Below are 22,387 nucleotides of genomic sequence, written 5' to 3'. Positions count from 1 at the left end.
GTGGGCTGGTTGGCGACGATGCCGACGCTGCGGCCGTCGACGCGCCCGAAGCCGACGATGATGTTCTTCGCGCGCTCGGCCTGGACCTCGAGGAACTCGTCGTCGTCGAGCAGGCGACGGATGACCTCGTGCATGTCGTACGGCTGGTTCGGCGAATCCGGGATGAGCGTGTCGAGCTCGATGTCCTCGGCGGTGAGGGAGTCCTCGATCGCACCCTCGATCGGGTCGCTCGGCGCGAGGCGCGGTGCAGCGGCCTGGTTGTTGCTCGGCAGGTAGGACAGCAGATCCTTGACGTAGTCCAGGGCGTCCTGCTCGCCGTCGGCGACGTAGTGCGCGACACCCGACTTGACCATGTGGGTGTGGGCGCCGCCGAGGTCCTCCATCGTGACGTCCTCGCCGGTGACGGTCTTGATGACGTCGGGGCCGGTGACGAACATCTGGCTGGTCTGGTCGACCATCACGACGAAGTCGGTGAGCGCGGGGGAGTAGACGTGACCACCGGCCGCGGGGCCCATGATCAGCGAGATCTGCGGGATGACACCGGAGGCCTGCACGTTGCGGTGGAAGATCTCACCGTAGAGGCCGAGGGAGACGACACCTTCCTGGATGCGCGCGCCGGCGCCTTCGTTGATGCCGATCAGCGGACGGCCGGTCTTGAGGGCCAGGTCCATGACCTTGACGATCTTCTCGCCGTAGACCTCGCCGAGGCTGCCGCCGAAGACGGTGGCGTCCTGCGAGAAGACGCAGACGTCGCGGCCGTCGATCGTGCCGTAGCCGGTGACGACGCCGTCGCCGAGCGGACGGTTGTCGGCCAGGCCGAAGTTGGTGCTGCGGTGGCGAGCGAGGGCGTCGAGCTCGACGAACGATCCTTCGTCGAGGAGCGCCTGGATGCGCTCGCGAGCGGTCAGCTTGCCCTTGGCGTGAACCTTCTCGACTGCGGCCTCACCGACCGGGACCTTGGCCTGTGCTTGACGGTTGCGCAGGTCGGCCAGCTTGCCGGCGGTGGTGTGGATATCGGGCGTACTCGCCGCCTCGGGCGCGGACGGCTCCTGGACAGTGGTCATGGCCAGTCAGCTTAGCGATCGTCATACAAGGCCGCTGCATCGAGGTCCCGAAGGCCGGACCACCGCTCCGGACCTACCGGCGGGTAGGTGGCGAAGGCCCACTTTAGGCTGTGTACATGGCATCCGACCGGCCCACGACCGATCTCCTCGCCCTCCGCACACCGCTCGACGAGGCGGCGTTGCGCGATGCCCTCGTCGGCGTCGAGCGCGAAGGTTTCTACACACGTCTCGACGTCGTCGCCGACACGGCCTCGACGAACGCGGATCTGCTCGCCGTCGCCGCGACCGGCGACGACCGTCGCGTGCTGCTCGCCGAGTTCCAGCACGGCGGCCGCGGTCGCCACTCCCGCACCTGGAACGGTGTGCCCGGCGCGCAGGTCATCGTGTCGGTCCTGCTGCGGCTGCCCGAGTGCCCCCTGCAGAACCTCGGCTGGCTCCCGCTGTTGTGCGGCATCGCCGCCGTCGACGCTGTGCGATCCGTGACCGGCGTTGCGGCACAACTGAAGTGGCCCAACGACGTCCTCGTCGACGGACGCAAGCTCGCCGGGATCCTCGTGGAGGTCGCGGCCACCTCGCCGGTGCCCACGGTCGTCGCTGGCATCGGCATCAACGCCACCCTCGGACGCGACGAACTGCCCGTCCCCACCGCCACCTCGCTGCTGCTCGAGGACGCCACCGAACTCGATCGCACGCCGCTCGCGCAGGCGCTGCTCGCCGGCTTCGGCGAGCGGATCCGGGCGTGGGCCCGGGCGGGATGGGACACCACCGAACTCGCCGCGGCCTACCGCGAACGATGCGGCACGGTCGGGCAGCGCGTCCGTGCGATCCTGCCCGGCGACACCGAACTGCACGGCGTCGCGACCGACGTCGACGACCAGGGACGGATCGTGATCCGCCCCGACGGCGGGGAAGAGTCCGTGGCGGTCGCTGCGGGCGACATCACACATCTGCGACCGGTCTGAGCACCCTGCGACTGCTCGCATCGGTACAAGACCGACATATGCCATCGTGGGCGGTATGGGATACCCGGAGGACGCCCTCGCACCCGAGGAAGAGTTGCTGCTGCACCGGCATCCGCACTGGAAGTCTCTCGTACTGCCGACGGCCACCTTCCTCGTGTCGACGATGGCCGCCGGTTTCCTGGTGGGACTCGTCCAGGCGCGGCTCGACGGTGCCGCCGCGACCTGGTGTGGCCTCGCCGTGGCCGCGGCGTGGATCGGCCTCGTCGGCTGGCGGTGCGTCCCTCCCTTCGTCGGGTGGCTCACCACGCACTTCATCGTCACCGACCGGCGCGTCCTCGTCCGCACCGGTGTGCTCACCCACACGGGTATCGACATCCCGATGGGCCGGATCAGCAACGTCCAGTTCCGGCACGGCCTCGTCGACCGGATGCTCCGGACCGGCACGCTCGTCGTGGTGTCCGCCGCCGACGATCCCATCGAGTTCGACGACATCCCTGACGTCCAGCAGGTGCACGCCCTGCTCTACCGGCAGGCCTTCGACGCGCAGAACCAGCGCCCCGGTGACCGTCACACCACCCGCTACCGGCGCGACGAGCACGGGCATGAGCACCGCAAGGGGTGGTGACCGCGAGTCGCAGGTGCGCCGACGCGAGTCGCAGGTGCGCCGACACGACCCGCCGGTAATCCCGACAAAGCGAACCGCGATCCGTACGCTGGCGTGGTGACTGCCGTTCTACTCGCCGAAGACGACGACGCAATCGCTGCACCGCTGTCCCGCGCGCTGGGACGCGAAGGGTACGACGTGACCGTCGAGGACAACGGTCCGGCCGCGCTCGAACAGGCACTGTCGGGCAGGTTCGAACTGCTCATCCTCGACCTCGGTCTACCTGGGATGGACGGACTCGAAGTGTGTCGCCAGATCCGGGCGAGCCGCTCCGATCTGGCCGTGCTCATGCTCACCGCCCGCACCGACGAGGTCGACTTCGTCGTCGGTCTCGATGCCGGCGCCGACGACTACGTCGGCAAACCGTTCCGTCTCGCTGAGCTCATGGCGCGTGTGCGCGCGCTGTTGCGCCGGCGCGGCGGCCCGGAGAACGACGACATCGTGGACGTCGCCGGGATCCGGCTCGAACGTGCCGCGCGCCGTGTCCTCGTGGACGGCTCCGAGGTGACGCTCGCCAACAAGGAGTACGAGCTCCTGCGTGTGCTGCTCGAGCACGCGGGGCAGGTCGTCTCCCGCGACGCGATCCTCGAGGAGGTGTGGGGCGACGCCGACCTGCGCGGTTCGAAGACGCTCGACATGCACATGTCGTGGTTGCGCCGCAAGATCGGCGACGAGGGGCCGGCCGGGGAACGTCGCATCGCCACGGTGCGCGGTGTCGGTTTCCGGCTGAACACCGACTAGCGTCTCCGGCGTGCGCAGCCGCATCCTCAACGCCGTCCTGGCGACCGTGCTGCTCGTCGCGCTGTTGCTCGGCATTCCGCTGGCCTACACGGCGTTCCTGTTCGTCGAGGACACCGCCCGCCGCGACCTGCAGAACCGGCTCGAACGCATGGCCGACGAGATCATCGCCCAGGAGGGCACCGACGGATTCGTCGTCGGTGGTCTCGACACGAGTTCCCTGCGTCTGCTCGTCCCCACCGACGGGCGGGCTGTCGTGGTCTACCCGACACCCGAGAACGTCGCGGCGCGGCTGGACATCGGCACGCCGGTGCTCGGGGCGTCGATCGTCGAGTCGTTGTCGATGGGGACGTCCGGCTCGCTGCTCATCGAGGTGCCCTCGGAGAGCATGCGAACTCTGCAGCAGCAGGTGCTCGCCGCGGTGAGCCTGCTGGTGCTGCTGTCCGTCGCGGCCGGGGCGCTGGTCGCGGTGGCGACCGCCCGAAGACTCGCCGACCCGCTGCGCGACGTGGCGAACCGCGCGGCCCGTCTCGCCGAGGGCGACTTCCGCCCGGTGGCCCGGCGGCACGGTATCCCCGAACTCGATCGCGTCTCCGACGTGCTGGATTCGGCCGCCGTCGAGATTTCGCACCGCCTGCAGCGCGAGCACGCGCTCGTCGGCGACGTCTCGCATCAGCTCCGCTCCCGGATGACCGCGATCCGGCTGCGGCTCGACGAGTTGTCCACCCACGAGGATCCTGCCGTGGTGGAGGAGGCCGAGGCGGCCATGGCACAGGTGGACCGGCTGACCACCGCGATCGACGGTCTCGTGCGCCAGTCCCGCGACAGCAGTGCCGACCAGCGCACCGACGTCTCGGTGGTCGGCGAACTCACCGGTGTCGTCGCCGACTGGCGCGGTCCCTACGAGGAGGCGGGACGGGAGCTGGTGTTGCGCGGCGATCCGTCGTTGCGGGCGGCGGTGACCGGTTCGCGGTTGCGTGAGGCGGTGGCGGTGCTGGTCGACAACGCGCTCGTGCACGGAGGAGGCACGTGCACGGTCTCGGTGCGACAGGTCGCGACCCGCGGCGACGTCACGGTGTGTGTCGAGGTGGCCGACGAGGGAGAGGGTGTCAGCGACGAGGTCGCGCCGTACGTCTTCGACCGCGGCTTCTCCGGGGGCGGGTCGACCGGGGTGGGACTGGCGCTCGCACGTGCCCTCGCGGAGGCCGACGGCGGTCGCCTCGAACTGCAGCGACGCCGGCCGGCACTGTTTGCGCTGTTCCTCGGCGCGCCCCGCGATCGGGACACCTGTACGCCGACCGGCACGCGCGAACCCCGCTAGACCTTCTTCCCGTCAGGAGCGGTCGAGCTGCTCGCTGGGCTCGCCCAGGGGAGCGTCCGGGACCATCTCCTCCGGAAAGACGAACTTCTTGAAGCAGTAGAAGCGGAAGATCATCTGCAGCAGGTTGCCGATGATGTACGCGCTGACGAAGTCGGCGATGTTCTCCGTCGCGAGGCTCACCTCGGGTACGCGCAGGTCGAAGACGTAACTCGAGATCCATAGCGGGATGAACGAGAGCACGACGCCGATACCGCTGACGAAGAAGAACAGGAACGCCTCGTGGGCGCGCTCGCGACCGCCGCGATTACGGAAGGACCATTCGCGGTTGAGGATGTACGAGCAGATCACCGCGACGACACCGGCGATGATCTTGGCGGTCACCGGCTTCTCGGACAGAACTGTGAGCTTGAGCGTGTAGAAGATCGCCGAGTCGATCACGAAGGTGGTGCCGCCGACGATGGCGAATTTGATCAATTCGCGATGCCGGAGCAACAGCCCCCGGAAAGGCTGGGGAACTCTGCTCAACGCTTCATCGACGATTGTCACTTGGAGAAGTGTACGAAACGAAGAGGTGAATTTCCGAAACCCGACCGCACATGTCGGCATTCCCACACCGCTGGGCGGGCCGGTGGGAGGTCCCTCGACGCTCGGCGGGGGAGCAGCGGAACGACGTCACGACATGCTGTGACACCATGGACAGCCGTGACAGGCAGACCTGAATCGTCCCCCAGATCCGATACGCCCCGCACCCTGACGACGGGCATGCCGGTCGTCACGATGATCGGTGGTGGACAGCTCGCGCGGATGACCCATCAGGCGGCGATCGCGCTCGGCCAGACGCTCCGCGTCCTCGCCGGGAGCGCCGACGAACCCGCCGCGCAGGTCAGCCCGAATGTGGTGCTCGGCAGCCATGACGACCTCGACGCCCTCCGCCGCGCCGCGACCGGCGCGCACGCGCTGACCTTCGATCACGAGGGTGTCCCGACCGAACATCTCGAGGTCCTGCAGCGCGAAGGCGTCGCGGTGCTGCCGCCCCCGCAGGCCCTGATCTACGCCCAGGACAAGATCGCGATGCGCAAGCGGCTCGGTGAGCTCGGCGCACCGATGCCGAAGTTCGCGGAGATCACCTCCGTCGAGGATGCCCGCGCCGCCCTCGACGCGCTCGGCGATCCGTACGTGCTCAAGGCCGCACGCGGTGGCTACGACGGCCGTGGCGTGTGGATTCTCGACGACCACGCCGAACTCGAGCGGGTCGTCGCCGACCAGCTCGCTGCCGGTGTCCCGCTCCTCGCCGAGGAGAAGGTCGAGTGGACGCGCGAGCTGTCGGCGATGGTCGCGCGGTCCCCGTTCGGCCAGGGCGCGTCGTGGCCGGTCGTCGAGACCGTCCAGCGCGACGGCCAGTGCGCCGTCGTCATCGCACCCGCCCCGAACCTGCCCGAGGACGTCGCCACCGCCGCCGAGCAGCTCGCGCTGCGCATCGCCGGTGAGCTCGGCGTCGTCGGTGTCATGGCGGTCGAGCTGTTCGAGACGCGCTCCGGTGAGCTGATCGTCAACGAACTGGCGATGCGTCCGCACAACTCCGGTCACTGGGGCATGGACGGTGCCCGCACCGGCCAGTTCGAACAGCACCTGCGCGCCGTGCTCGACTACCCGCTCGGCGACACGAGCCCGATCGCGCCGGTGACAGTGATGGCGAACGTGCTCGGCGCGCCCGAGGCGCCGGCGATGAGCATGGACGAGCGACTGCACCACCTGTTCGCCCGGATGCCCGACGTGCACGTGCACCTCTACGGCAAGGGTGAGCGCAAGGACCGCAAGATCGGCCACGTCAACGTGCTCGGCGCGCCGTCCGGGTCGATCGACGATCCCGAGTACGTCGCCGCCGTGCGCGAACGCGCGGAACGCGCGGCGCACTGGCTCTCGCACGCGGTGTGGACCGACGGTTGGAACGAACACACGGGAGAAATCGGTGAGTGACGTGGCACAGTGTGCACAGGTCGGCCTGATCATGGGCAGCGACTCGGACTGGCCGACCATGCAGGCCGCGGCCGAGGCGCTGGTCGAGTTCGGGATCCGCTTCGAGGTGGGTGTCGTCTCGGCGCACCGCACGCCGCAGCGGATGCTCGACTACGCCAAGGACGCCGCCGGCCGCGGGATCAAGGTCATCATCGCGGGCGCCGGCGGCGCCGCCCACCTACCCGGCATGGTCGCCTCGGCGACCCCGCTGCCGGTGATCGGCGTTCCGGTGCCGCTGAAGTACCTCGACGGTATGGACTCGCTCCTGTCGATCGTGCAGATGCCCGCCGGTGTCCCCGTCGCCACCGTCTCGATCGGCGGCGCCCGCAACGCGGGTCTGCTCGCCGCGCGCATCCTCGGTGCCTCCGATCCGGCGCTGCGCGAGCAGATGGAGAAGTTCCAGGCGGGTCTCGAGCAGATGGTGCTCGAGAAGGACGAGGCGCTGCGGCAGAAGCTGCTCGGCTGACGGAGCGTCGCCGTGCAGACGACCCCGCTGCTCGAACGCTGGAACCGGTGGGCCCGCGGGCACACCGGAGTGATCGACGGGGCGTTGGCCGCGGTGCTCGCCCTGTTCGGGGTCGCCCTGCACGTGGCGGACGCGCGATCGGTGGCGGGTCTGTTCGTCACCCTCGCGCTCACGCTGCCGCTGGCCTGGCGCAGGACCCGCCCGGTGGTGGCGGGTTCGCTCGTCGCGCTCGCCGCCTACGCGCACCTGCTCGTCCTGCCGGAGGTCCTGCCGATCGCGGCGATCGCGGTGCCGATCGCGGTGTACGCGCTCGCCGCCTACGCTCCGCGGTGGGCCGCCAACACCGCGCTGCCCGTCGCGGTGGTTGGGGGCGCACTCGCCGGAGTGCTCTATTTCGGCTACGACGGCCGCACCGCGCTCGAAGCGTTCGTGACGGCCACCTTCGTCGCGGTCTTCCTCGCTGGTGTGTGGGCGTTCGGCCGGGTCCGCGGGTTGCGTTTGCGCGAGATGGATTCGCTCACCGAGCGCAACCGGTTGCTCGAACTCGAACGCCTCAAGGAGGCCGAACTGGCCGCCACCCAGGAGCGCACCCGCATCGCCCGGGAGATGCACGACATCGTCGCGCACTCGCTCACGGCGATCATCGCGCAGGCCGACGGTGGTCGCTACGCCGCCGCGACGAACCCGGAGGCGGCCGCAGGGGCGTTGACCACCATCGCCGAGACCGGGCGTCGCGCGTTGACCGACATGCGCGGGTTGCTGTCGGTGCTCCGTGAGGACACGCCGCGCGAGTTCACCACCACACCAGGCGTCGGCGACGTGCCGGCGCTCGTCGAGCAGATGCGCACGAGCGGGCTCGAGGTCGAGTTCTCGGTCGACGGGCAGAGCCGCGAGGTGCCCGAGGGACTGGGGCTGTCGGTTTACCGGATCGTGCAGGAATCGCTCACCAATGTCCTCAAGCACGCGGGTCCCCGCGCCCGCACCCACGTCCGTCTCGACTGGCGGCCCGACACGCTCGTCGTCGAGATCGTCGACGACGGCAGGGGAGCGGCGGCGCTCGTCGAGGCCCGCCCGGGTGGGCAGGGGCTGACCGGTATCGAGGAGCGGGCCCGGCTGCACGGCGGTCGCGCGGCGGCCGGTCCGAGGGACGGTGGCGGCTACCGGGTCCGTGCCGAACTGCCCGCACCGGCGGTCTCCCCCCTAGGGTGGCGTCCGTGACCGAACCCGCCCGCGACACCCGATCCGACACGACCATCCGTATCGGGCTCGTCGACGACCAGCAACTCGTGCGCGCCGGTTTCCGCATGGTGCTCGAATCGCAGCCGGACATCGAGGTCGTCGTCGAGGCGTCCGACGGCGAGGCCGCCGTCGCCGAACTCGAACGGGTCCGCGCCGACGTCGTGCTGATGGACGTGCAGATGCCGCGGGTCGACGGGATCTCGGCGACGCGGTCGTTGCTGCGCTCGGCCGACGCGCCGAAGGTCGTGGTGCTCACAACCTTCGACAACGACGACTACATCGTCCAGGCGATCGCCGCCGGTGCGAGCGGCTTCCTGCTCAAGGACGCGCCGCCCGAGGACCTGCTGGCCGCGGTACGGACGGTGCACCGCGGTGACGCCGTGATGGCCCCGCGCGCCACCCGCTCACTGCTGCACCATGTCTCGCCGTTGCTCGACGGTGCGGAGCGGCGCGCGGTGCCGGTCGCGGTGCCCGAGGATCTGACTCCACGCGAACTCGAGGTGCTCGTCGCGATGGCACACGGCCTGACCAACGGGGAGATCGCCGAGCGGTTCGTGCTCTCCGAGACGACCGTCAAGACCCACGTGGGCCGGGTGCTGGCGAAGACGGGATCGCGCGACCGCGTGCAGGCGGTGCTGTTCGCCTTCCGCGCCGGTCTCGTGCATCCCGACGATCTGCTCGGCTCGGGGGAGTAGGACCGTGGTGCCATCCCGGAGACGACCGGTCCTCCCGGGGTAGGACACCGGGGCGGCGAAGATCGACTCGCGGGTCGATGTGCGTGCGCCGCATCGTTTCTAGCGTCGAAGCATGACTTCGATCAGCTCTTTCGTACCGGCATGTTCGGCTCAGGGGGTCGCCCGCGTCTACGGGCGCGGCGACGCCGAGGTGCGTGCCCTCGACGGGGTGTCCGTCGCCTTCGCGCGGGGACGCTTCACCGCGATCATGGGACCGTCCGGATCCGGCAAGTCGACACTCATGCACACCCTCGCCGGTCTCGACGGTGTCGATTCCGGGCGCGTGATCCTCCACGGCGACGGCCGCCGCGCCGACGTCGAGATCAGCACCGCCCCCGATGCGGTGCTCACCGAACTGCGCCGCGACCGCATCGGATTCGTCTTCCAAGCGTTCAATCTGCTGCCCGTGCTCACCGCCCGCGACAACATCCTGCTGCCGATGCGGCTGGCCGGCTCGCGCCCGACGCCCGAGTGGTTCGACGAGGTGACCGGCCGGCTCGGTCTGACCGACCGGCTCGACCACCTTCCCCACGAGATGTCCGGCGGTCAGCAGCAACGCGTCGCCGTCGCGCGTGCGCTCCTGCCGCAGCCCGACGTGATCTTCGCCGACGAACCCACCGGAAACCTCGACTCGCAGTCCGGCGGGGAGGTGCTCTCGATGCTCCGGTCGAGCGTGCGGGAGACCGGTCAGACCGTGGTGATGGTGACGCACGATCCGGTCGCGGCCTCCTACTCCGATCGGGTGGTGCTGCTCGCCGACGGCCGGCTCGCCGGTGAGATCGCGCAACCCACAGCGGATTCGGTGATCGATGCGATGCGCGACCTGCGCACATCCCGAACGGTGGTGCCGGTCCGATGAGGCATCTCGTCCTGGCCCAGGCCCGCGCCCATCGGGGGCGGTACGTCGCGTCCGTGCTGGCGGTCTTCGTCGCGGTCGCGTTCGTCGTCACCACCCTCGTGCTCGGCGACACGGTGAGTGCGTCGGTCTCGAAATCCACGGCGGCCCGGTATGAGGGGGTCGCGGCAGTCGCTCTTCCCGCCGACTCCACCGTCGCACCCGACGAGGTGCTCACGCTGGTCGCTACGACACCGGGCGTCGAGGCGGCGGCGCTCGACGTCAGCGGTCCCGTCCGGCTGATCGGAGCCGACGGGTCGTCCTCGAACGGCACCGCGACGAGCATCGCACCCGAGGGCGCCCTGCGGTGGCAGCAGCTCGGGGACGGACGCTGGCCGTCGAACCCGGGTGAGGTCGCCGTCGGCTCGTCGTCCGGCCGGGCGATCGGTGACGAGATCACCGTCGCCGGCCCGACGGGTTCCGTCCCCCCGACCACCGTGGAGGTCGTCGGTGTCGTCGATCTCGACGGATCACCGCTCGCCCTGAGCCCGGGATCGGTCTTCGGCGACGCCGCGCAGGTGCGGTCGTGGTCCGGGGACACGACGGACTGGGAGGTCCGTGCAGTCGGTGACGCCGACGCCGTGCGAGCGGCACTCGCGCCGGTGCCGGGCGTCGACGTCGTGCCGGGTGCCGATCGCGCCACGGCGGTCGCCGACGACTACGTCGGGGACGTCGCCCTGCTGCGCAACGTCCTGTTGTGCTTCGCGGCGATCTCGGTGGTCGTGGCCGGCCTGGTCATCGCCAACACCTTCTCCGTCCTGCTCGCCGCGCGCACCCGCGAACTGGCCCTGATGCGCTGCGTGGGCGTGACGTCCACCCAGGTCCGCCGCAGTGTCCGCGGCGAGGCGTTCGTCGTCGGCCTCGTCGCGGCCGTCCTCGGCGTGCTCGGCGGGTCCGGACTCGCCGCGGCCGTGGTGTCCGCGGCGCGGGCCGTGGACGCCCCGATCCCGCTCACGTCGGTCTCGGTGACGGCCACCACAGTGATCGCGGGTCTGATCGTGGGAACGGGCATGACGGTGGTCGCCGCGAACGGTGCCGCGCGGGCGGCGACCCGCGTGCGGGCGCTCGCGGCCCTGCAGCCCCTCGAGACCCGCCCCGAACCGGTGCGCGATTCGTGGGTGCGCCGCATCTGTGCCGCGCTGGCGATCGTCGGGGGCACGGCCCTGCTCGGTCTCGGGGTCGTCGTGGCGAACGTGCTCGTCGCGTGCCCGGGTGGACTGCTGCTGTTCGTCGGTGTGGTGCTCGCCTCCCGCCGTCTCGTGCCCGCCGCGGTCGGTGCGGTGGGGGACGTGCTCGCCCGTGCCGGTGGCCCGCTCGCGGTGCTCGCCGCCGGCAACGCCCGGCGCAATCCGCGCCGCACCGCGTCGACGGCCACCGCGCTGTTCATCGGCGTGACGTTGACCTCGACCCTCGTCGTGGGGATCGGCACGCTCGAGGCCGGGGCGCCGGACGTGATCGACGAGCAGTTCCCCGTCGACATGGCCGTGACCGCGCCCGAACGCGACGGGCTCGCACCGGAGGTGACCGAGCGGCTGACGGCGGTCGACCGGGTGAGCAGCGGCGCCGAACTCGCGGCGGTCGACCTTACGATCGGCGGCACGGAGGCGTCGGTCCTCGGCGTCGATCCCGCGGCGATGGCCTCGACCGTCCGGACCGACGTGCGCCTGCCCGAGGCCGGGACGATCGTGCTCGAACGCTCTCTGGCGAGGTCGGTGGGCGTGGACGACGGAGCCGTCATCACCGTCGGCGGCCCGGTGGGCACCCGCGAGCTGACCGTCGCCACGACCGAGCCGGGGATGCCCGACATGATCGAGTGGAGCGACCTGACCGCCGTCGCCGGCCCCGTCACGGCGGACACCGTGTGGCTGAAACTCGATCGGGGAATGTCGGACGAGGACCTCGTCGCCGTTTCCGACGACCTGTCTCGGGTCGCCGCGGCCGAGGTTCCGGGCAGCGAGGTGGTCGGTGCGGTGCAGATGCGGCAGATGCTCGAGAAGATCCTCGACACGATGCTGCTGATCGTCGGCGGGCTGCTGTCCGTGGCCGTGGTGATCGCCCTGATCGGCGTGGGCAACACGATGGCGTTGTCCGTGCTCGAGCGGCGACGGGAGACCGCGATGCTGCGCTCGGTGGGTCTCTCGCGGGCCGGTGTGCGGAGTCTGCTCGTGCGGGAGGCGTCGATCATAGCCGGCGTGGCGTCGCTGCTCGGCGTGGTGCTCGGCCTGCTGCTCGGGGCGGCCGGCACGGCCTCGGTAATCGGCCCGGGCCACATCGCACCAGGTTCGGTGCCGTGGTGGCAGCTCGCGGCGATCGTCCTGGTGGGCGGTGTGGCGGGCGTCGTCGCCTCGCTCGTCCCCGCCCAGCGCGCGAGCCGGGTGTCGCCGGTCGCGGCGATGGCGGGGTGACGGTCGGTCCTCCGCCCGACGGTGCTCCCGGTCGACCGGAACGCGCCCGAGTCCTTCCGCGGCTCGGGGGCGTTCGTCGTCGAATCGGCGGTTCGAGACGACCGGCCGAGAACTAGGCCGACGAAGTCGGCAGAGAATCAGGCCGACGAAGTCGGCAGAGGATCGGACCGATCGAGTCGGCGTAGGCTCGAGCCGTGTCGGGACGGGACCGGAAGCGTGCCAGGGCGATACGGGTGTCGCGCGGGGTCCCGTCGGTGCGGTTCGTCACCGCGCTCGCGACGGTGTGGGGCAGGGCCTGGGGCGGCTCGGTGTCCTTCGACGACGAGTTCGGCTTGTTCGTCTGCAGCGGTATGCGCGGTGGCTTCGCGCGCGGCGGCACCACCGTCGGCGGTGTCTTCCTCACCCGTAGGCCACCGACGCGGGCGCTGCTGCGCCACGAATCCGTGCACGCGGACCAGTGGGCCCGTTACGGCATCGGCTTCGCGGTGCGTTATCTGTGGGAGGAACTCCGCAACCCGGGCTCCCGCAACAGGTTCGAGATCGAGGCGGGACTCGCCGATGGCGGCTACCGCGCGGAGCGCGGGATCACCCGTCCAGACGAACCGTGATCTTCTCGCTCGCGACGCGGCGTTCGGTGGCCTCCGGGTCGGGATTGCTCACCTGTACCAGCGACGCCCGGGCCGCGAGCACCGCGAGCAGTCCGGCGACGAGAGCGTCGGGCTGCGACCAGGACCGGGACGACAACACGCGGTCGCCGCTGCCGATACCCGCCGCCGACGCCGACTCCGTGGCGGCAGCGAGCACGTCCGACTGCGAACGTCCGGCGAGCACCGCGTCGCCCGCACCGGAGGATCGGAACTGGTCGCCGTGCATCCGCACGTCCGTCGCATAGTCCGTGATCCCTGGCGGCAGGTCGCGCACGGGGGCACCGAAGGCGTCGAGCGACAACGCCGCGACCTCGGCAACCGTGTCGACCTCGTCCAACCGGTCGGGGGTGACGAGAGCGAGATCGGCATCCGGGTCGGCGTCGAGGACGACCTCGGCCCCTGCCCACCACACGCCCAGCAGGACCGCGGCGCTCTGCCAGTGGGCGGGAAGCAGCACCGCCACCCGACCTCCCGGAAGGACTCCGAACTGGTCGCGAATCATATTGGCCGTCTTGGCAGCCCAGTTGGCGAGGGTGAGCGCCGACAGTTCGATCCGCGCGCCGGTCGCGTCGTCGTACCAGGTGATCCGCGGACCCGCCGGATCTTCGGCGAGGATCGGGTCGAGCAGTGCGTCGGTCAGGGTGGTCACGATGTCCTTCTTCTCGGATTCTGTTCGCGCGACTGTCGGTTCACACAGGTGTCAGTTCACGCAGCGCGGGCCGTCGGAGCCCGCATCGATGGGCGGTGCGGCGGGAGCCGGGGTGGCGGTGCCACCGGCCGGGCTCACGCCGATGTCGGAGGCGGATGCGGCGGTGGACGAACCGGAGTACGACGACGAGCCGGGGCCGGTGTAGTCGCCGGCGAGCACGACCCGCACGGTGCCGGCCGGGAGCGAGGGATCGGACTCGGTGGCGAGACCACCGAGCGCCGCGGCCACCGCGCGGGTCTCGTCGGAGTCCTCATCGGCACCGAAGACCGTCGACGTGCCCACACCGGAACCGGTGTAGTTGCCCACCTCGCCCTCGACGTAGCCCTCCTCGGACAGAGCCGTGGAGACCTGGGAGGCCAGGCCGGACACGGATCCGGCGTTCGCGACGTCGACCGTAACGGTCGACGCGTCGATGTCGGGAGCGGGCACCGGGGTCGAGGTGGTCTCGCTGCCGTCCGGTTCGCGGCCGATCAACTCGGCGACGAAGGAGCGCACCTCGTCCGGATCGACCTGCACGACCGACTCGCCGTAGTCGGTCATCGCGTTGATGTCCTGCACCGGGATCGTCGAGAAGGTCACGTCGCCACCGGCGAGGCCCTGCAACTGCGTCGCGAGCGCCATGATGTCCCAATCGGAGTCGAGCACCACCGAGCGCTGCACTGCGGCGGTCAGCTGACTCACCTTCGACGGGTTGGACAACGTCTTGGCGCTGAGCACCTTCTGTGCCAGCGACGCCATGAACACCTGCTGCCGCACGATCCGGTCGAGATCGCCGCGCGGCAGGTCGTGACGCTGGCGGACGAAGCTCAGTGCGTCCGAACCCTGCAGGGTCTGCTCACCGGCATCGAAACGGGCACCCGACAGCGGCTCGTCGACCGGTGCGTTCAGGCACACCTCGACACCGCCGACGGCGTCGGTGAGCAGCACGAAGCCGAGGAGTCCGACCTCGGCGTAGTGGTCGACCGTCACACCCGTCAGGTCGGCGACCGACTCGATGAGCGCCTCCCGGCCTGCCTGGGTCGATTCCTTCTCGAGTTCGGCCTCGGTCGCGTCGGCGTCCGCTTCGACGAGCTCGGCGCGCCGGTTCGCCTTCGTGGCGCCGTAGGCCGCGTTGATCTTCGACATCCCGATCTCGGGCACCTCGACGTAGGTGTCGCGGGGGATCGACATCGCAGTGGCCGACCGGCCGTCGTTCGGCACGCGGATCAGGATGATCGTGTCGGTGTTGTTCGCTACTTCTTCGCCGGCGCGCAACGCGTCGAGCTCGCGCTGGGAGAGAGGATTGCCGTGCGCGTCGGTGCGGCTGTCCGTGCCCACCAGCAGGATGTCGACGGCGCCGTCCTCGCCGTCGCCGAGGGCCAGGCCGCGGACCGAGGCCAGCGACGACTGCAGCGCGTCGACGCTGCGCCACGCCGCACCGGTGACGACCAGCACGAGGCACGCCGCGATCGCGACGGCGATCTGCCACGGCCTTCCGCTGTACACCCGTGCCTCCGCCGGTGCTCCGGGGCTGCGTGAGGGCGGCTCGCGACGCGCGGAACGCCGGGACTGCCGGGGACCGGGATCCGACCCGTACCTGCCGTCGGCAGCTGTCGGATCGCCCGCGCGGGTGCGACGTCCCGTGGGGGCGGGACGTCGGCCGGTGCGGCGACGCGGCTCTGGCGGCACCTGGTACTCCTCCTGTGGGTGGTACGGGGTCTGTGGATGTAGCTCTCGGTTGAAGGCTACTGGTGGGGACGCTCGCCCGGCGCGCACCACTCCGGCGTGCCAGACTTCTCCGAGTGCGTAGCGTTCTCGTCACCGGAGCCCGTGGCCAGCTCGGCCGTCATCTCGTGAACCGCGGCACCGCGGCGGGGATACCGATCCGCGGTGTCGGATCGTCCGAGGTGGACATCACCGATCCACAGGCCGTGGCCGCCGCGGTCGAACCGGGATCCGTGGTGATCAACGCCGCCGCGTACACCGCCGTCGACGCGGCCGAGACCGACGAGGACCGGGCCGCTGTGGTGAACGGCACGGGCCCGGGCGTGTTGGCCGCCGTCTGTGCCGACAAAGGTGCCCGTCTCGTCCATGTCTCCACCGACTACGTCTTCGCCGGCGACGCGACCGAGCCCTACTGCGTGGACGCGCCGACCGGCCCGCGCACGGCCTACGGCCGCACCAAACTCGCCGGTGAACGGGCGGTGCTGGAGGTGCTTCCCACCGCGCACGTCGTGCGCACCGCCTGGGTGTATACCGGCGACGGCAACGACTTCGTCGCGACCATGCGGCGGCTCGAGGGCGAGCGGGAGACCCTGCGCGTCGTCGACGACCAACGCGGTTGCCCCACCTACGCGCGCGACCTGGCCGACGGACTGATCGAACTCGCCGAGCACGGTGACCGGATCCCCGGTGGGATTCTGCATGCCACGAACGCCGGAGAAGCGACGTGGTTCGACCTCGCCCGGGCGGTCTTCGAGGAGATCGGCGCCGACCCGGAGCGGGTGCAACCCTGTGGCAGCGACGAGTTCGTCCGCCCCGCGCCGCGGCCGGCCTATTCGGTGCTCGACGACAGTGCCTGGATCGGTGCCGGCCTGACGCGCTTCCGTCCGTGGCGGGAGGCACTGCACGAGGCGATCGCCGGTAGCGGAACCGTGCCGCCCGCGCGATGACGTGGGAGGAAACGGCCCGTGAGGTGTCGCACACCGTCGAGGTCGCTAAGGTGACCGGCGTGGATTCGACGCTGGCCGTGGTGACGGTGACCTATTCGCCCGGTGAGCACCTCGAGAACTTTCTCACCTCGCTCACCTCCGCGACCGTTCTGCCGACGCAGGTGATCCTGGCCGACAACGGTTCGATCGACGGTGCTCCCGAGGCCGCCGACGCGGCACACGAGAACGTGCGACTGCTCCGGACCGGGGGAAACATCGGATACGGCGGGGCGATCAATCGCGCGGTCGCCGAGATCGACCCGTCCGCGGAGTTCGTGATCGTCGCGAACCCGGACGTCCGGTGGCACCCCGGTTCGATCGACGAACTGCTCGAGGCGGCGCTTCGCTGGCCGCGAGCCGGCTCGCTCGGGCCGCTGATCCACGAACCCGACGGAAGCGTCTACCCCTCGGCACGCACCGTCCCCACCCTCGCCTCCGGTGCCGGTCACGCGCTGCTCGGCACCGTCTGGCCGGCCAATCCGTGGACGCGTCGCTACCGGCAGGAGAACGAGGAGATCAGCGAACGCCCCGTGGGCTGGCTGTCCGGATCGTGCCTGCTGCTACGGCGAGCGGCCTTCGATTCGATCGACGGCTTCGATTCGCGGTACTTCATGTACATGGAGGACGTGGACCTGGGCGACCGGCTCGGACGAGCGGGCTGGCTCAACGTGTACGTGCCGTCCGCGGTGGTCACGCACGCCAAGGGCCACGCGGCCGGACGGCACCCCGAACTGATGCTTCCGGCACATCATGAGAGTGCCTACCGCTTCCAGTCGGACCGTCACCCCCACGGGTGGCAGGCACCGCTGCGGTGGGCTCTGCGGGCCGGGCTCGCGGTGCGATCGCGAGTGGCGGTCGCAGCGGCCGTGCGGGAGCGTCGGAACGGGAGGACCGACCGGAACATTCGGGTCGGCACGACAGTGAACAGGGGAGACGATGACGAGTGAGTCGGCACCGCACACCGATGCGGTGATTCTGGTCGGCGGACAGGGCACGCGGCTACGCCCGTTGACGCTGTCGGCACCCAAGCCGATGCTGCCCACCGCGGGGGTGCCTTTCCTCACCCATCTGCTCGCGCGGATCCGTGAGGCAGGCATCAAACACGTCGTCCTCGGCACCTCGTTCAAGGCCGAGGTCTTCGAGCAGCACTTCGCCGACGGTTCCGACTTCGGTCTCGAGATCGAGTACGTCACCGAGACCGAGCCGCTCGGCACCGGCGGCGGTATCCGCAACGTGCTGCCGAGGCTGCGCGCCGACAACGTGATGGTCTTCAACGGCGACGTGCTCGGTGGCACCGATCTCGGTGCGGTGCTCGACACCCACGTGCGGACCGAGGCGGACGTGACCCTGCACCTGGTGCGGGTGAGCGATCCGCGTGCCTTCGGCTGTGTGCCGACCGACGAGGACGGCCGGGTGACCGCCTTCCTCGAGAAGACTCAGGATCCGCCGACCGATCAGATCAACGCCGGTTGCTACGTCTTCCGCCGCGAGATCATCGAGCAGATCCCCGAAGGCCGTCCGGTGTCGGTGGAGCGCGAGGTGTTCCCGGCGCTGCTGACCGAGGGCAAGAAGGTGTTCGGGCACGTCGACGCGGCCTATTGGCGCGACATGGGCACCCCGGAGGATTTCGTCCGCGGCTCGGCCGATCTGGTCCGCGGTATCGCTCCGTCCCCGGCGCTCCCGCCGCAGCGCGGCGAGTCGCTCGTGCATCCGGGTGCCTCCGTGGCCCCGGGCGCCCTGCTCATCGGCGGCACGGTCGTCGGCCGCGGCGCCGAGATCGGTGCGGGTGCCCGCCTGGACGGCGCGGTGATCTTCGACGGTGCGCGGGTCGAGGCCGGTGCGGTGGTCGAACGGAGCATCATCGGTTTCGGTGTACGGGTCGGTCCGCGGGCCTTGATCCGCGACGGTGTGATCGGTGACGGCGCCGATATCGGTGCGCGATGCGAGCTGCTGCGCGGTGCCCGGGTGTGGCCGGGAGTGAAGATCCCCGACGGCGGTATCCGGTTCAGTACCGACGTGTGAGTCGAGAGGTCGAAGTGGGTTTCGAAAGATACGTGGCCCTCGGTGATTCGTTCACCGAGGGAGTCGGCGACCCGGATCCGGCGCGTGCCAACGGGCTGCGCGGTTGGGCCGATCTCGTCGCCGGTGAGCTGGCGCGGCACTCGGAGAGCTTCGCGTACGCGAACCTCGCCATCCGGGGCCGGTTGCTGCGACCGATCATCGACGAGCAGCTCGAGACCGCCGTGGCGATGCGTCCCGATCTCGTGACGATCTATGCCGGCGGCAACAACCTCATGCGTCCGAAGCTCGACCTCGACGCGCTCGCGGCGGAATACGACGAGGCGATCGGCAAGCTCGCCGCGACCGGCGCCCGCATCCTGATGTGGACGGCCTACGACGGCAGCTGGGCGCCGGTCTTCGGGATGCTGCGCGGCCGCTGGGCCGTGTACAACGAACTCGTCCGGGCGATCGCCGATCGACACGGGGCGACCATCGTCGACTTCTGGCGGTTCGACGAGTACCGCGATCTGCGCATGTGGGACTTCGACCGGCTGCACATGTCCGCGGCCGGCCACCACAACATGGCGATCCGCGTGCTCGATCTGCTGGGCGTCGCACACGGTCTCGGACCGGTGGAGTTCGACGAGGCACCCGTCCTCACACGGGCCCAGGAACGCGCCGCGGACCGCGCGTGGATGCGCGAGTTCCTCGTCCCCTGGGTGGGCCGGCGGCTGCGCGGAGTATCCTCCGGCGACGGCATCACCCCGAAATACCCCGACCTCGGCCCTGTCCGGTTCTGACCTCACGGCCCGGTTCCGACCTCACGCTCGTCCCGGCAACCCACCGGGACGAGCGTGGTCGTCTCAGGCCCGTCGGGCCGCGGCGAGCCGGACCATGTGCGCGATGGTCTCGTGCTCGGCCTCCGGCGGAAGCGCGTCGACGGGCCACCACTGCAGGTCGGTGGATTCGTCGCTGCGCACCGGCCGGGCACCGACGGGTGCGGTCACCAGGAACCGCAGGTCGAGGTGACGGGTGGGCACGCCGAGGGAGCACGTGATCGGATGCGTGTGCGCCGACAGCAGTTCCGGATCGATCACCAGATCGGCGATGCCGGATTCCTCGGTGGCCTCGCGCAGGGCCGCGTCGACGACCGTGTCGTCCGACGGCTCGCAGTGACCGCCGAGCTGGATCCACCGCCCCACCCGCGGATGCAGGGTGAGCAACACGTTGCGGTGGTCGGCGTCGAGCACGATCGACGACGCCGTGATGTGGCCGGGCACGTGTTCGCGCAGGCACCCGTCGGGCGCTGAATCGAGGAACGCCAGCATCGTGTGCCGCAGCGATTCGGCGTCTTCCGAGTCGGTGCGCCAGGCGGTGAGCCGGTCGATCGCCGAGGCGTGCAGGGAACGCGCCGACACGACTACAGCTCCACGAGGGCGTCGCCCGGGTCCGCGGGTTCGCGCGGTTCCGGTTCGGTGAGCGGGTAACCGACGGCGACCGCCCCGAGCGGCGACCACTCGGCAGGAAGACCGAGTTCCTCGCGGACCACCTCGGGCGCGAAGATCGTCGAACCGATCCAGCAGCTGCCGAGCCCGCGGGTGGCCAGGGACACGAGCAGGCCCTGCACCGCGGCGCCGGCGGCGACGGTGAACATCGTCGCCTCGGCCGCGGTGCGACGGGCATCCGGATAATGGTGTGCGCCGTCGGGCACCCAGAAGGGGACGATCACCTCGGGTGCGTCGTAGAGGATCGCGCCGCGGGAGATCCGGCGTTCGACGGCCACCGGGTCGAGTCCGTCGCCGTGGAGATCCTCGGCCCACCTGTCGCGCATGCGGTCGAGGAGCCGGCGGCGCACCTGCTCGGTGCGCACCCACACGAACCGGACCGGACGGGTGTGATGAGGTGCGGGTGCGGTGAGGGCCTCGGCGACCGCCTCGCGCAGATCCTCGGGATCGACGGGCTCGGAGGCGAACTGCCGCACCGACCGGCGCAGCAGCAGCGCCTCGCGCCGACCGCGTTCGAGAGCCTCCTCGGCGCCGAGCCAGAACAGGTCGTCCTCGCCGCTGCGGATCAGGGCGCGGGCGGTGGATCCGTCGTCGGGCAGGCCGAGTCCGCGTACCACGGCGACGGGCACACCGCCGAGCTTGCCCTTGACCAGATCGCCTGCGGCGGCGATCTCGTCGGCGACCGCCACGGACGTCACCTGCAGTTCGTTGCCCTGCGAGTCGTGGGAGCCGGCGTAGCCGTGCAGGACTGGAAGCCCGGACGAGCCGATCGCGGCGTCGGTCTGGCCGTTGCGCCAGGCGCGGCCCATGGTGTCGGTGACCACCACGGCGACCCGGACGCCGAGCAGCGCACCGATCCGTTCGCGGAGCGCCGCTGCGCTCGCATCGGGGTTCTCGGGCAGCAGCGCGAGTTCGGCGCTGTCGACATTGGATCCGTCGATGCCGGAGGCTGCCTGCACGATGCCGAGCTTGTTCTCGGTGATGAGGGTGCGGCCCTTGCGTGCCAGCACGCGCACCGCTTCCTGGTTCACCAGGCGCCGGCGGAGCGCGTCGCGGGCGTCGGGATCGGTGGGCGCGGCCACGATCCGTCCCTCGACCTTCGAGACCACTTTGCTGGTGACGACGAGGACGTCCCCGTCGGCCAGCCACGGTGCGGCCTGAGCGACGGCTGCGGCCAGGTCGTCGCCGGGCCGGAATTCGGGAAGCCCGGCGACGGGCAGGATCTCGATCGGGCCGCCCGGCGCGTGGTCGCGCACTGCAGGGTCGGCGACGGCGTCCGGCATCACAGGGTCACTCCGGCGAGGTCGAGGGCGGCGCGGGCCATCTCGGCCGTCGCGTCGGTGTCGGTCATGAGCAGGGGAACGGATCGGACCTCGACGCCTGGCACCTCGGCGTTGTCGGTCGAGTGCACGAGCCAGCCGTCGAGAATGCCTGTGCCCGAGCGGGCGCCGTAGTACCGGCCGACCGCCTCGGCGGTGGTCTCCACTCCGATGACGTCCAGGCACGCATCGGCCATGCCGCGCAGGGGCTTGCCGTCGATGACGGGGGACAGGCCGACGACCTTCGCCGACGTGGTGCGCAGCGCCCCACGGATACCGGGGATCGCGAGGATCGCTCCGACGCTCACGACGGGGTTCGACGGGGCCAGAACGACGGCATCGGCGTTCTCGATCGCCTCGAGCACACCGGGAGCGGGCTCTGCCTCTTCCGCGCCGATGTGGGCGAAGCTGTGGGTGGGCACCTGGGCGCGGTGGCGGACCCACCATTCCTCGAAGTGCACGGCCCGCTGTTCACCGTCCTCAGGATCGGTGATGACGACGTGGGTCTCGCTGCGGTCGTCGGAGACCGGCAGCAGGGTCACACCCGGCTTCCACCGCGTGCACAGTGCTTCGGTGATCGCGGAGAGCGGATAGCCGGTCCGCAGCATCTGCGTCCGGATGAGGTGGGTGGCGATGTCGCGGTCGCCGAGACCGAACCAGTCGGGGATCGCCCCGTAGGCGGCGAGTTCCTCCTTGGCGTTCCAGGTCTCACCGGCGCGGCCCCAGCCGCGTTCGGTGTCGATCCCACCGCCGAGGGTGTACATGCAGGTGTCGAGATCCGGACAGATCCTCAGGCCGTGCATCCACACGTCGTCGCCGACGTTGACGATCGCGGTGATGCGGTGTGCCGCGTCCGGATTCGGCTCCACGCCCGGAGAAATATCGAGAAGCCGGCGCAAACCTGAGAGAAAACGCGCCCCACCGACACCTCCGACCAATACAGTCACATTCACGGCCCAAGCCTAAGCGGTGCGTCGCCTACCCGGTCGCGCACCGTCCGAAACGCGTTTCG

General features: G+C 70.5%; 22 protein-coding genes. 15 read left to right on the top strand and 7 right to left on the bottom strand.

The genetic code is table 11. From position 1 onward, the window contains the following. Positions 1-1,064: acyl-CoA carboxylase subunit beta (locus K3M35_RS17460; protein WP_220666781.1), on the bottom strand; the 1,064-nt coding region annotated here is incomplete at its 3' end. Between the two features lie 116 nt (positions 1,065-1,180). Here K3M35_RS17460 and K3M35_RS17455 point away from each other — a divergent pair. From K3M35_RS17455 to K3M35_RS17440, 4 genes are all read left to right on the top strand, one after another. Beyond that, positions 1,181-2,026, top strand: coding sequence for a biotin--[acetyl-CoA-carboxylase] ligase (locus K3M35_RS17455; RefSeq protein ID WP_019288519.1), 846 nt, complete (start codon positions 1,181-1,183; stop codon positions 2,024-2,026). A gap of 55 nt (positions 2,027-2,081) precedes the next feature. Next, positions 2,082-2,651: a PH domain-containing protein gene (locus K3M35_RS17450; protein ID WP_006550184.1), complete on the top strand. Its 570-nt coding sequence runs from the start codon at positions 2,082-2,084 to the stop codon at positions 2,649-2,651. 96 nt (positions 2,652-2,747) lie between these two features. Continuing rightward, entirely contained in the window at positions 2,748-3,431 is a 684-nt protein-coding gene (locus K3M35_RS17445) for a response regulator transcription factor (protein WP_024101522.1), read from the top strand. A gap of 10 nt (positions 3,432-3,441) precedes the next feature. Then, positions 3,442-4,749, top strand: coding sequence for a HAMP domain-containing sensor histidine kinase (locus K3M35_RS17440; RefSeq protein ID WP_006550186.1), 1,308 nt, complete (start codon positions 3,442-3,444; stop codon positions 4,747-4,749). A gap of 12 nt (positions 4,750-4,761) precedes the next feature. On the opposite strand, the gene K3M35_RS17435 is transcribed toward K3M35_RS17440, so the two are convergent. Then, the gene (locus tag K3M35_RS17435) at positions 4,762-5,295 is read right to left on the bottom strand and encodes a GtrA family protein (RefSeq protein WP_024101520.1); all 534 of its coding nucleotides are present in this window, start codon (positions 5,293-5,295) and stop codon (positions 4,762-4,764) included. A 156-nt stretch (positions 5,296-5,451) separates the two neighbouring features. On the opposite strand from K3M35_RS17435, the gene K3M35_RS17430 reads away from it, so the two are divergent. The 7 genes from K3M35_RS17430 (at position 5,452) to K3M35_RS17400 (ending at position 13,112) form a co-directional block, all read left to right on the top strand. Further along, positions 5,452-6,726 (top strand): 5-(carboxyamino)imidazole ribonucleotide synthase, encoded by a 1,275-nt coding sequence (locus K3M35_RS17430; protein ID WP_033097087.1) that lies wholly within the window; start codon positions 5,452-5,454, stop codon positions 6,724-6,726. Then, positions 6,719-7,231, top strand: a complete 513-nt coding sequence (purE, locus tag K3M35_RS17425; protein WP_006550189.1) for a 5-(carboxyamino)imidazole ribonucleotide mutase — start codon at positions 6,719-6,721, stop codon at positions 7,229-7,231. The genes K3M35_RS17430 and purE overlap by 8 nt, the downstream gene beginning before the upstream one ends. 12 nt (positions 7,232-7,243) lie before the next feature. After that, positions 7,244-8,449, top strand: coding sequence for a sensor histidine kinase (locus tag K3M35_RS17420; RefSeq protein ID WP_039584819.1), 1,206 nt, complete (start codon positions 7,244-7,246; stop codon positions 8,447-8,449). After that, positions 8,437-9,165 (top strand): response regulator transcription factor, encoded by a 729-nt coding sequence (locus K3M35_RS17415; RefSeq protein ID WP_006550191.1) that lies wholly within the window; start codon positions 8,437-8,439, stop codon positions 9,163-9,165. Before K3M35_RS17420 ends, K3M35_RS17415 begins: the two co-directional genes overlap by 13 nt. A gap of 112 nt (positions 9,166-9,277) precedes the next feature. Beyond that, positions 9,278-10,063, top strand: coding sequence for an ABC transporter ATP-binding protein (locus K3M35_RS17410; protein ID WP_019288512.1), 786 nt, complete (start codon positions 9,278-9,280; stop codon positions 10,061-10,063). Continuing rightward, a complete protein-coding gene (locus K3M35_RS17405) occupies positions 10,060-12,504 on the top strand; it encodes an FtsX-like permease family protein (RefSeq protein WP_064060251.1) in 2,445 nt (814 codons plus the stop codon). Before K3M35_RS17410 ends, K3M35_RS17405 begins: the two co-directional genes overlap by 4 nt. 233 nt (positions 12,505-12,737) lie before the next feature. Continuing rightward, on the top strand, positions 12,738-13,112 hold the full coding sequence (locus tag K3M35_RS17400; RefSeq protein WP_033097089.1) for a hypothetical protein: 375 nt from the start codon (positions 12,738-12,740) through the stop codon (positions 13,110-13,112). On the opposite strand, the gene K3M35_RS17395 is transcribed toward K3M35_RS17400, so the two are convergent. Both K3M35_RS17395 and K3M35_RS17390 read right to left on the bottom strand, forming a co-directional pair. After that, positions 13,090-13,800 (bottom strand): TIGR03089 family protein, encoded by a 711-nt coding sequence (locus tag K3M35_RS17395; protein ID WP_006550195.1) that lies wholly within the window; start codon positions 13,798-13,800, stop codon positions 13,090-13,092. The two genes, K3M35_RS17400 and K3M35_RS17395, sit on opposite strands and share 23 nt — an antisense overlap. Before the next feature lie 51 nt (positions 13,801-13,851). Then, positions 13,852-15,345 (bottom strand): LCP family protein, encoded by a 1,494-nt coding sequence (locus K3M35_RS17390; protein WP_006550196.1) that lies wholly within the window; start codon positions 15,343-15,345, stop codon positions 13,852-13,854. Positions 15,346-15,641: 296 nt separating this feature from the next. Between K3M35_RS17390 and rfbD the strand changes: the two genes are divergently transcribed. The 4 genes from rfbD to K3M35_RS17370 are packed head-to-tail and all read left to right on the top strand — an operon-like array spanning position 15,642 to position 19,351. After that, positions 15,642-16,511 carry a dTDP-4-dehydrorhamnose reductase gene (gene rfbD / locus K3M35_RS17385; protein WP_006550197.1) on the top strand — a complete coding sequence of 290 codons (870 nt, stop codon included), beginning with the start codon at positions 15,642-15,644 and terminating at the stop codon, positions 16,509-16,511. 59 nt (positions 16,512-16,570) lie between these two features. Continuing rightward, a complete protein-coding gene (locus K3M35_RS17380; protein ID WP_064060265.1) occupies positions 16,571-17,497 on the top strand; it encodes a glycosyltransferase family 2 protein in 927 nt (308 codons plus the stop codon). After that, entirely contained in the window at positions 17,487-18,572 is a 1,086-nt protein-coding gene (locus tag K3M35_RS17375; RefSeq protein ID WP_006550199.1) for a sugar phosphate nucleotidyltransferase, read from the top strand. The genes K3M35_RS17380 and K3M35_RS17375 overlap by 11 nt, the downstream gene beginning before the upstream one ends. Positions 18,573-18,586: 14 nt before the next feature. Next, positions 18,587-19,351, top strand: a complete 765-nt coding sequence (locus tag K3M35_RS17370) for an SGNH/GDSL hydrolase family protein (RefSeq protein WP_064060252.1) — start codon at positions 18,587-18,589, stop codon at positions 19,349-19,351. A 63-nt stretch (positions 19,352-19,414) separates the two neighbouring features. Here the strand turns inward: K3M35_RS17370 and K3M35_RS17365 are convergent, their stop codons facing one another. Genes K3M35_RS17365 through cofD form a run of 3 tightly spaced genes read right to left on the bottom strand, consistent with a single transcriptional unit; the run spans position 19,415 to position 22,328 of the window. Further along, positions 19,415-19,969: an NUDIX hydrolase gene (locus K3M35_RS17365; protein ID WP_006550201.1), complete on the bottom strand. Its 555-nt coding sequence runs from the start codon at positions 19,967-19,969 to the stop codon at positions 19,415-19,417. A gap of 2 nt (positions 19,970-19,971) precedes the next feature. Beyond that, a complete protein-coding gene (locus K3M35_RS17360) occupies positions 19,972-21,339 on the bottom strand; it encodes a coenzyme F420-0:L-glutamate ligase (protein ID WP_217579627.1) in 1,368 nt (455 codons plus the stop codon). Then, positions 21,339-22,328: a 2-phospho-L-lactate transferase gene (gene cofD / locus K3M35_RS17355; RefSeq protein WP_072740421.1), complete on the bottom strand. Its 990-nt coding sequence runs from the start codon at positions 22,326-22,328 to the stop codon at positions 21,339-21,341. The genes K3M35_RS17360 and cofD overlap by 1 nt, the downstream gene beginning before the upstream one ends. Positions 22,329-22,387 lie beyond the last annotated feature (59 nt).

The organism is Rhodococcus sp. DMU2021, from assembly GCF_019641445.1.
In the GTDB taxonomy this organism is placed as follows: Bacteria; Actinomycetota; Actinomycetes; order Mycobacteriales; family Mycobacteriaceae; genus Rhodococcus; species Rhodococcus pyridinivorans.
This window is presented reverse-complemented; position numbering and strand designations above follow the sequence as displayed.

Coding starts and splice junctions, on each gene's coding strand:
- K3M35_RS17455 (WP_019288519.1), top strand. CDS start 1,181: ATGGCATCCGACCGGCCCACGACCGATCTCCTCGCCCTCCGCACACCG.
- K3M35_RS17450 (WP_006550184.1), top strand. CDS start 2,082: ATGGGATACCCGGAGGACGCCCTCGCACCCGAGGAAGAGTTGCTGCTG.
- K3M35_RS17410 (WP_019288512.1), top strand. CDS start 9,278: ATGACTTCGATCAGCTCTTTCGTACCGGCATGTTCGGCTCAGGGGGTC.
- K3M35_RS17405 (WP_064060251.1), top strand. CDS start 10,060: ATGAGGCATCTCGTCCTGGCCCAGGCCCGCGCCCATCGGGGGCGGTAC.
- K3M35_RS17375 (WP_006550199.1), top strand. CDS start 17,487: ATGACGAGTGAGTCGGCACCGCACACCGATGCGGTGATTCTGGTCGGC.
- K3M35_RS17360 (WP_217579627.1), bottom strand. CDS start 21,339: ATGCCGGACGCCGTCGCCGACCCTGCAGTGCGCGACCACGCGCCGGGC.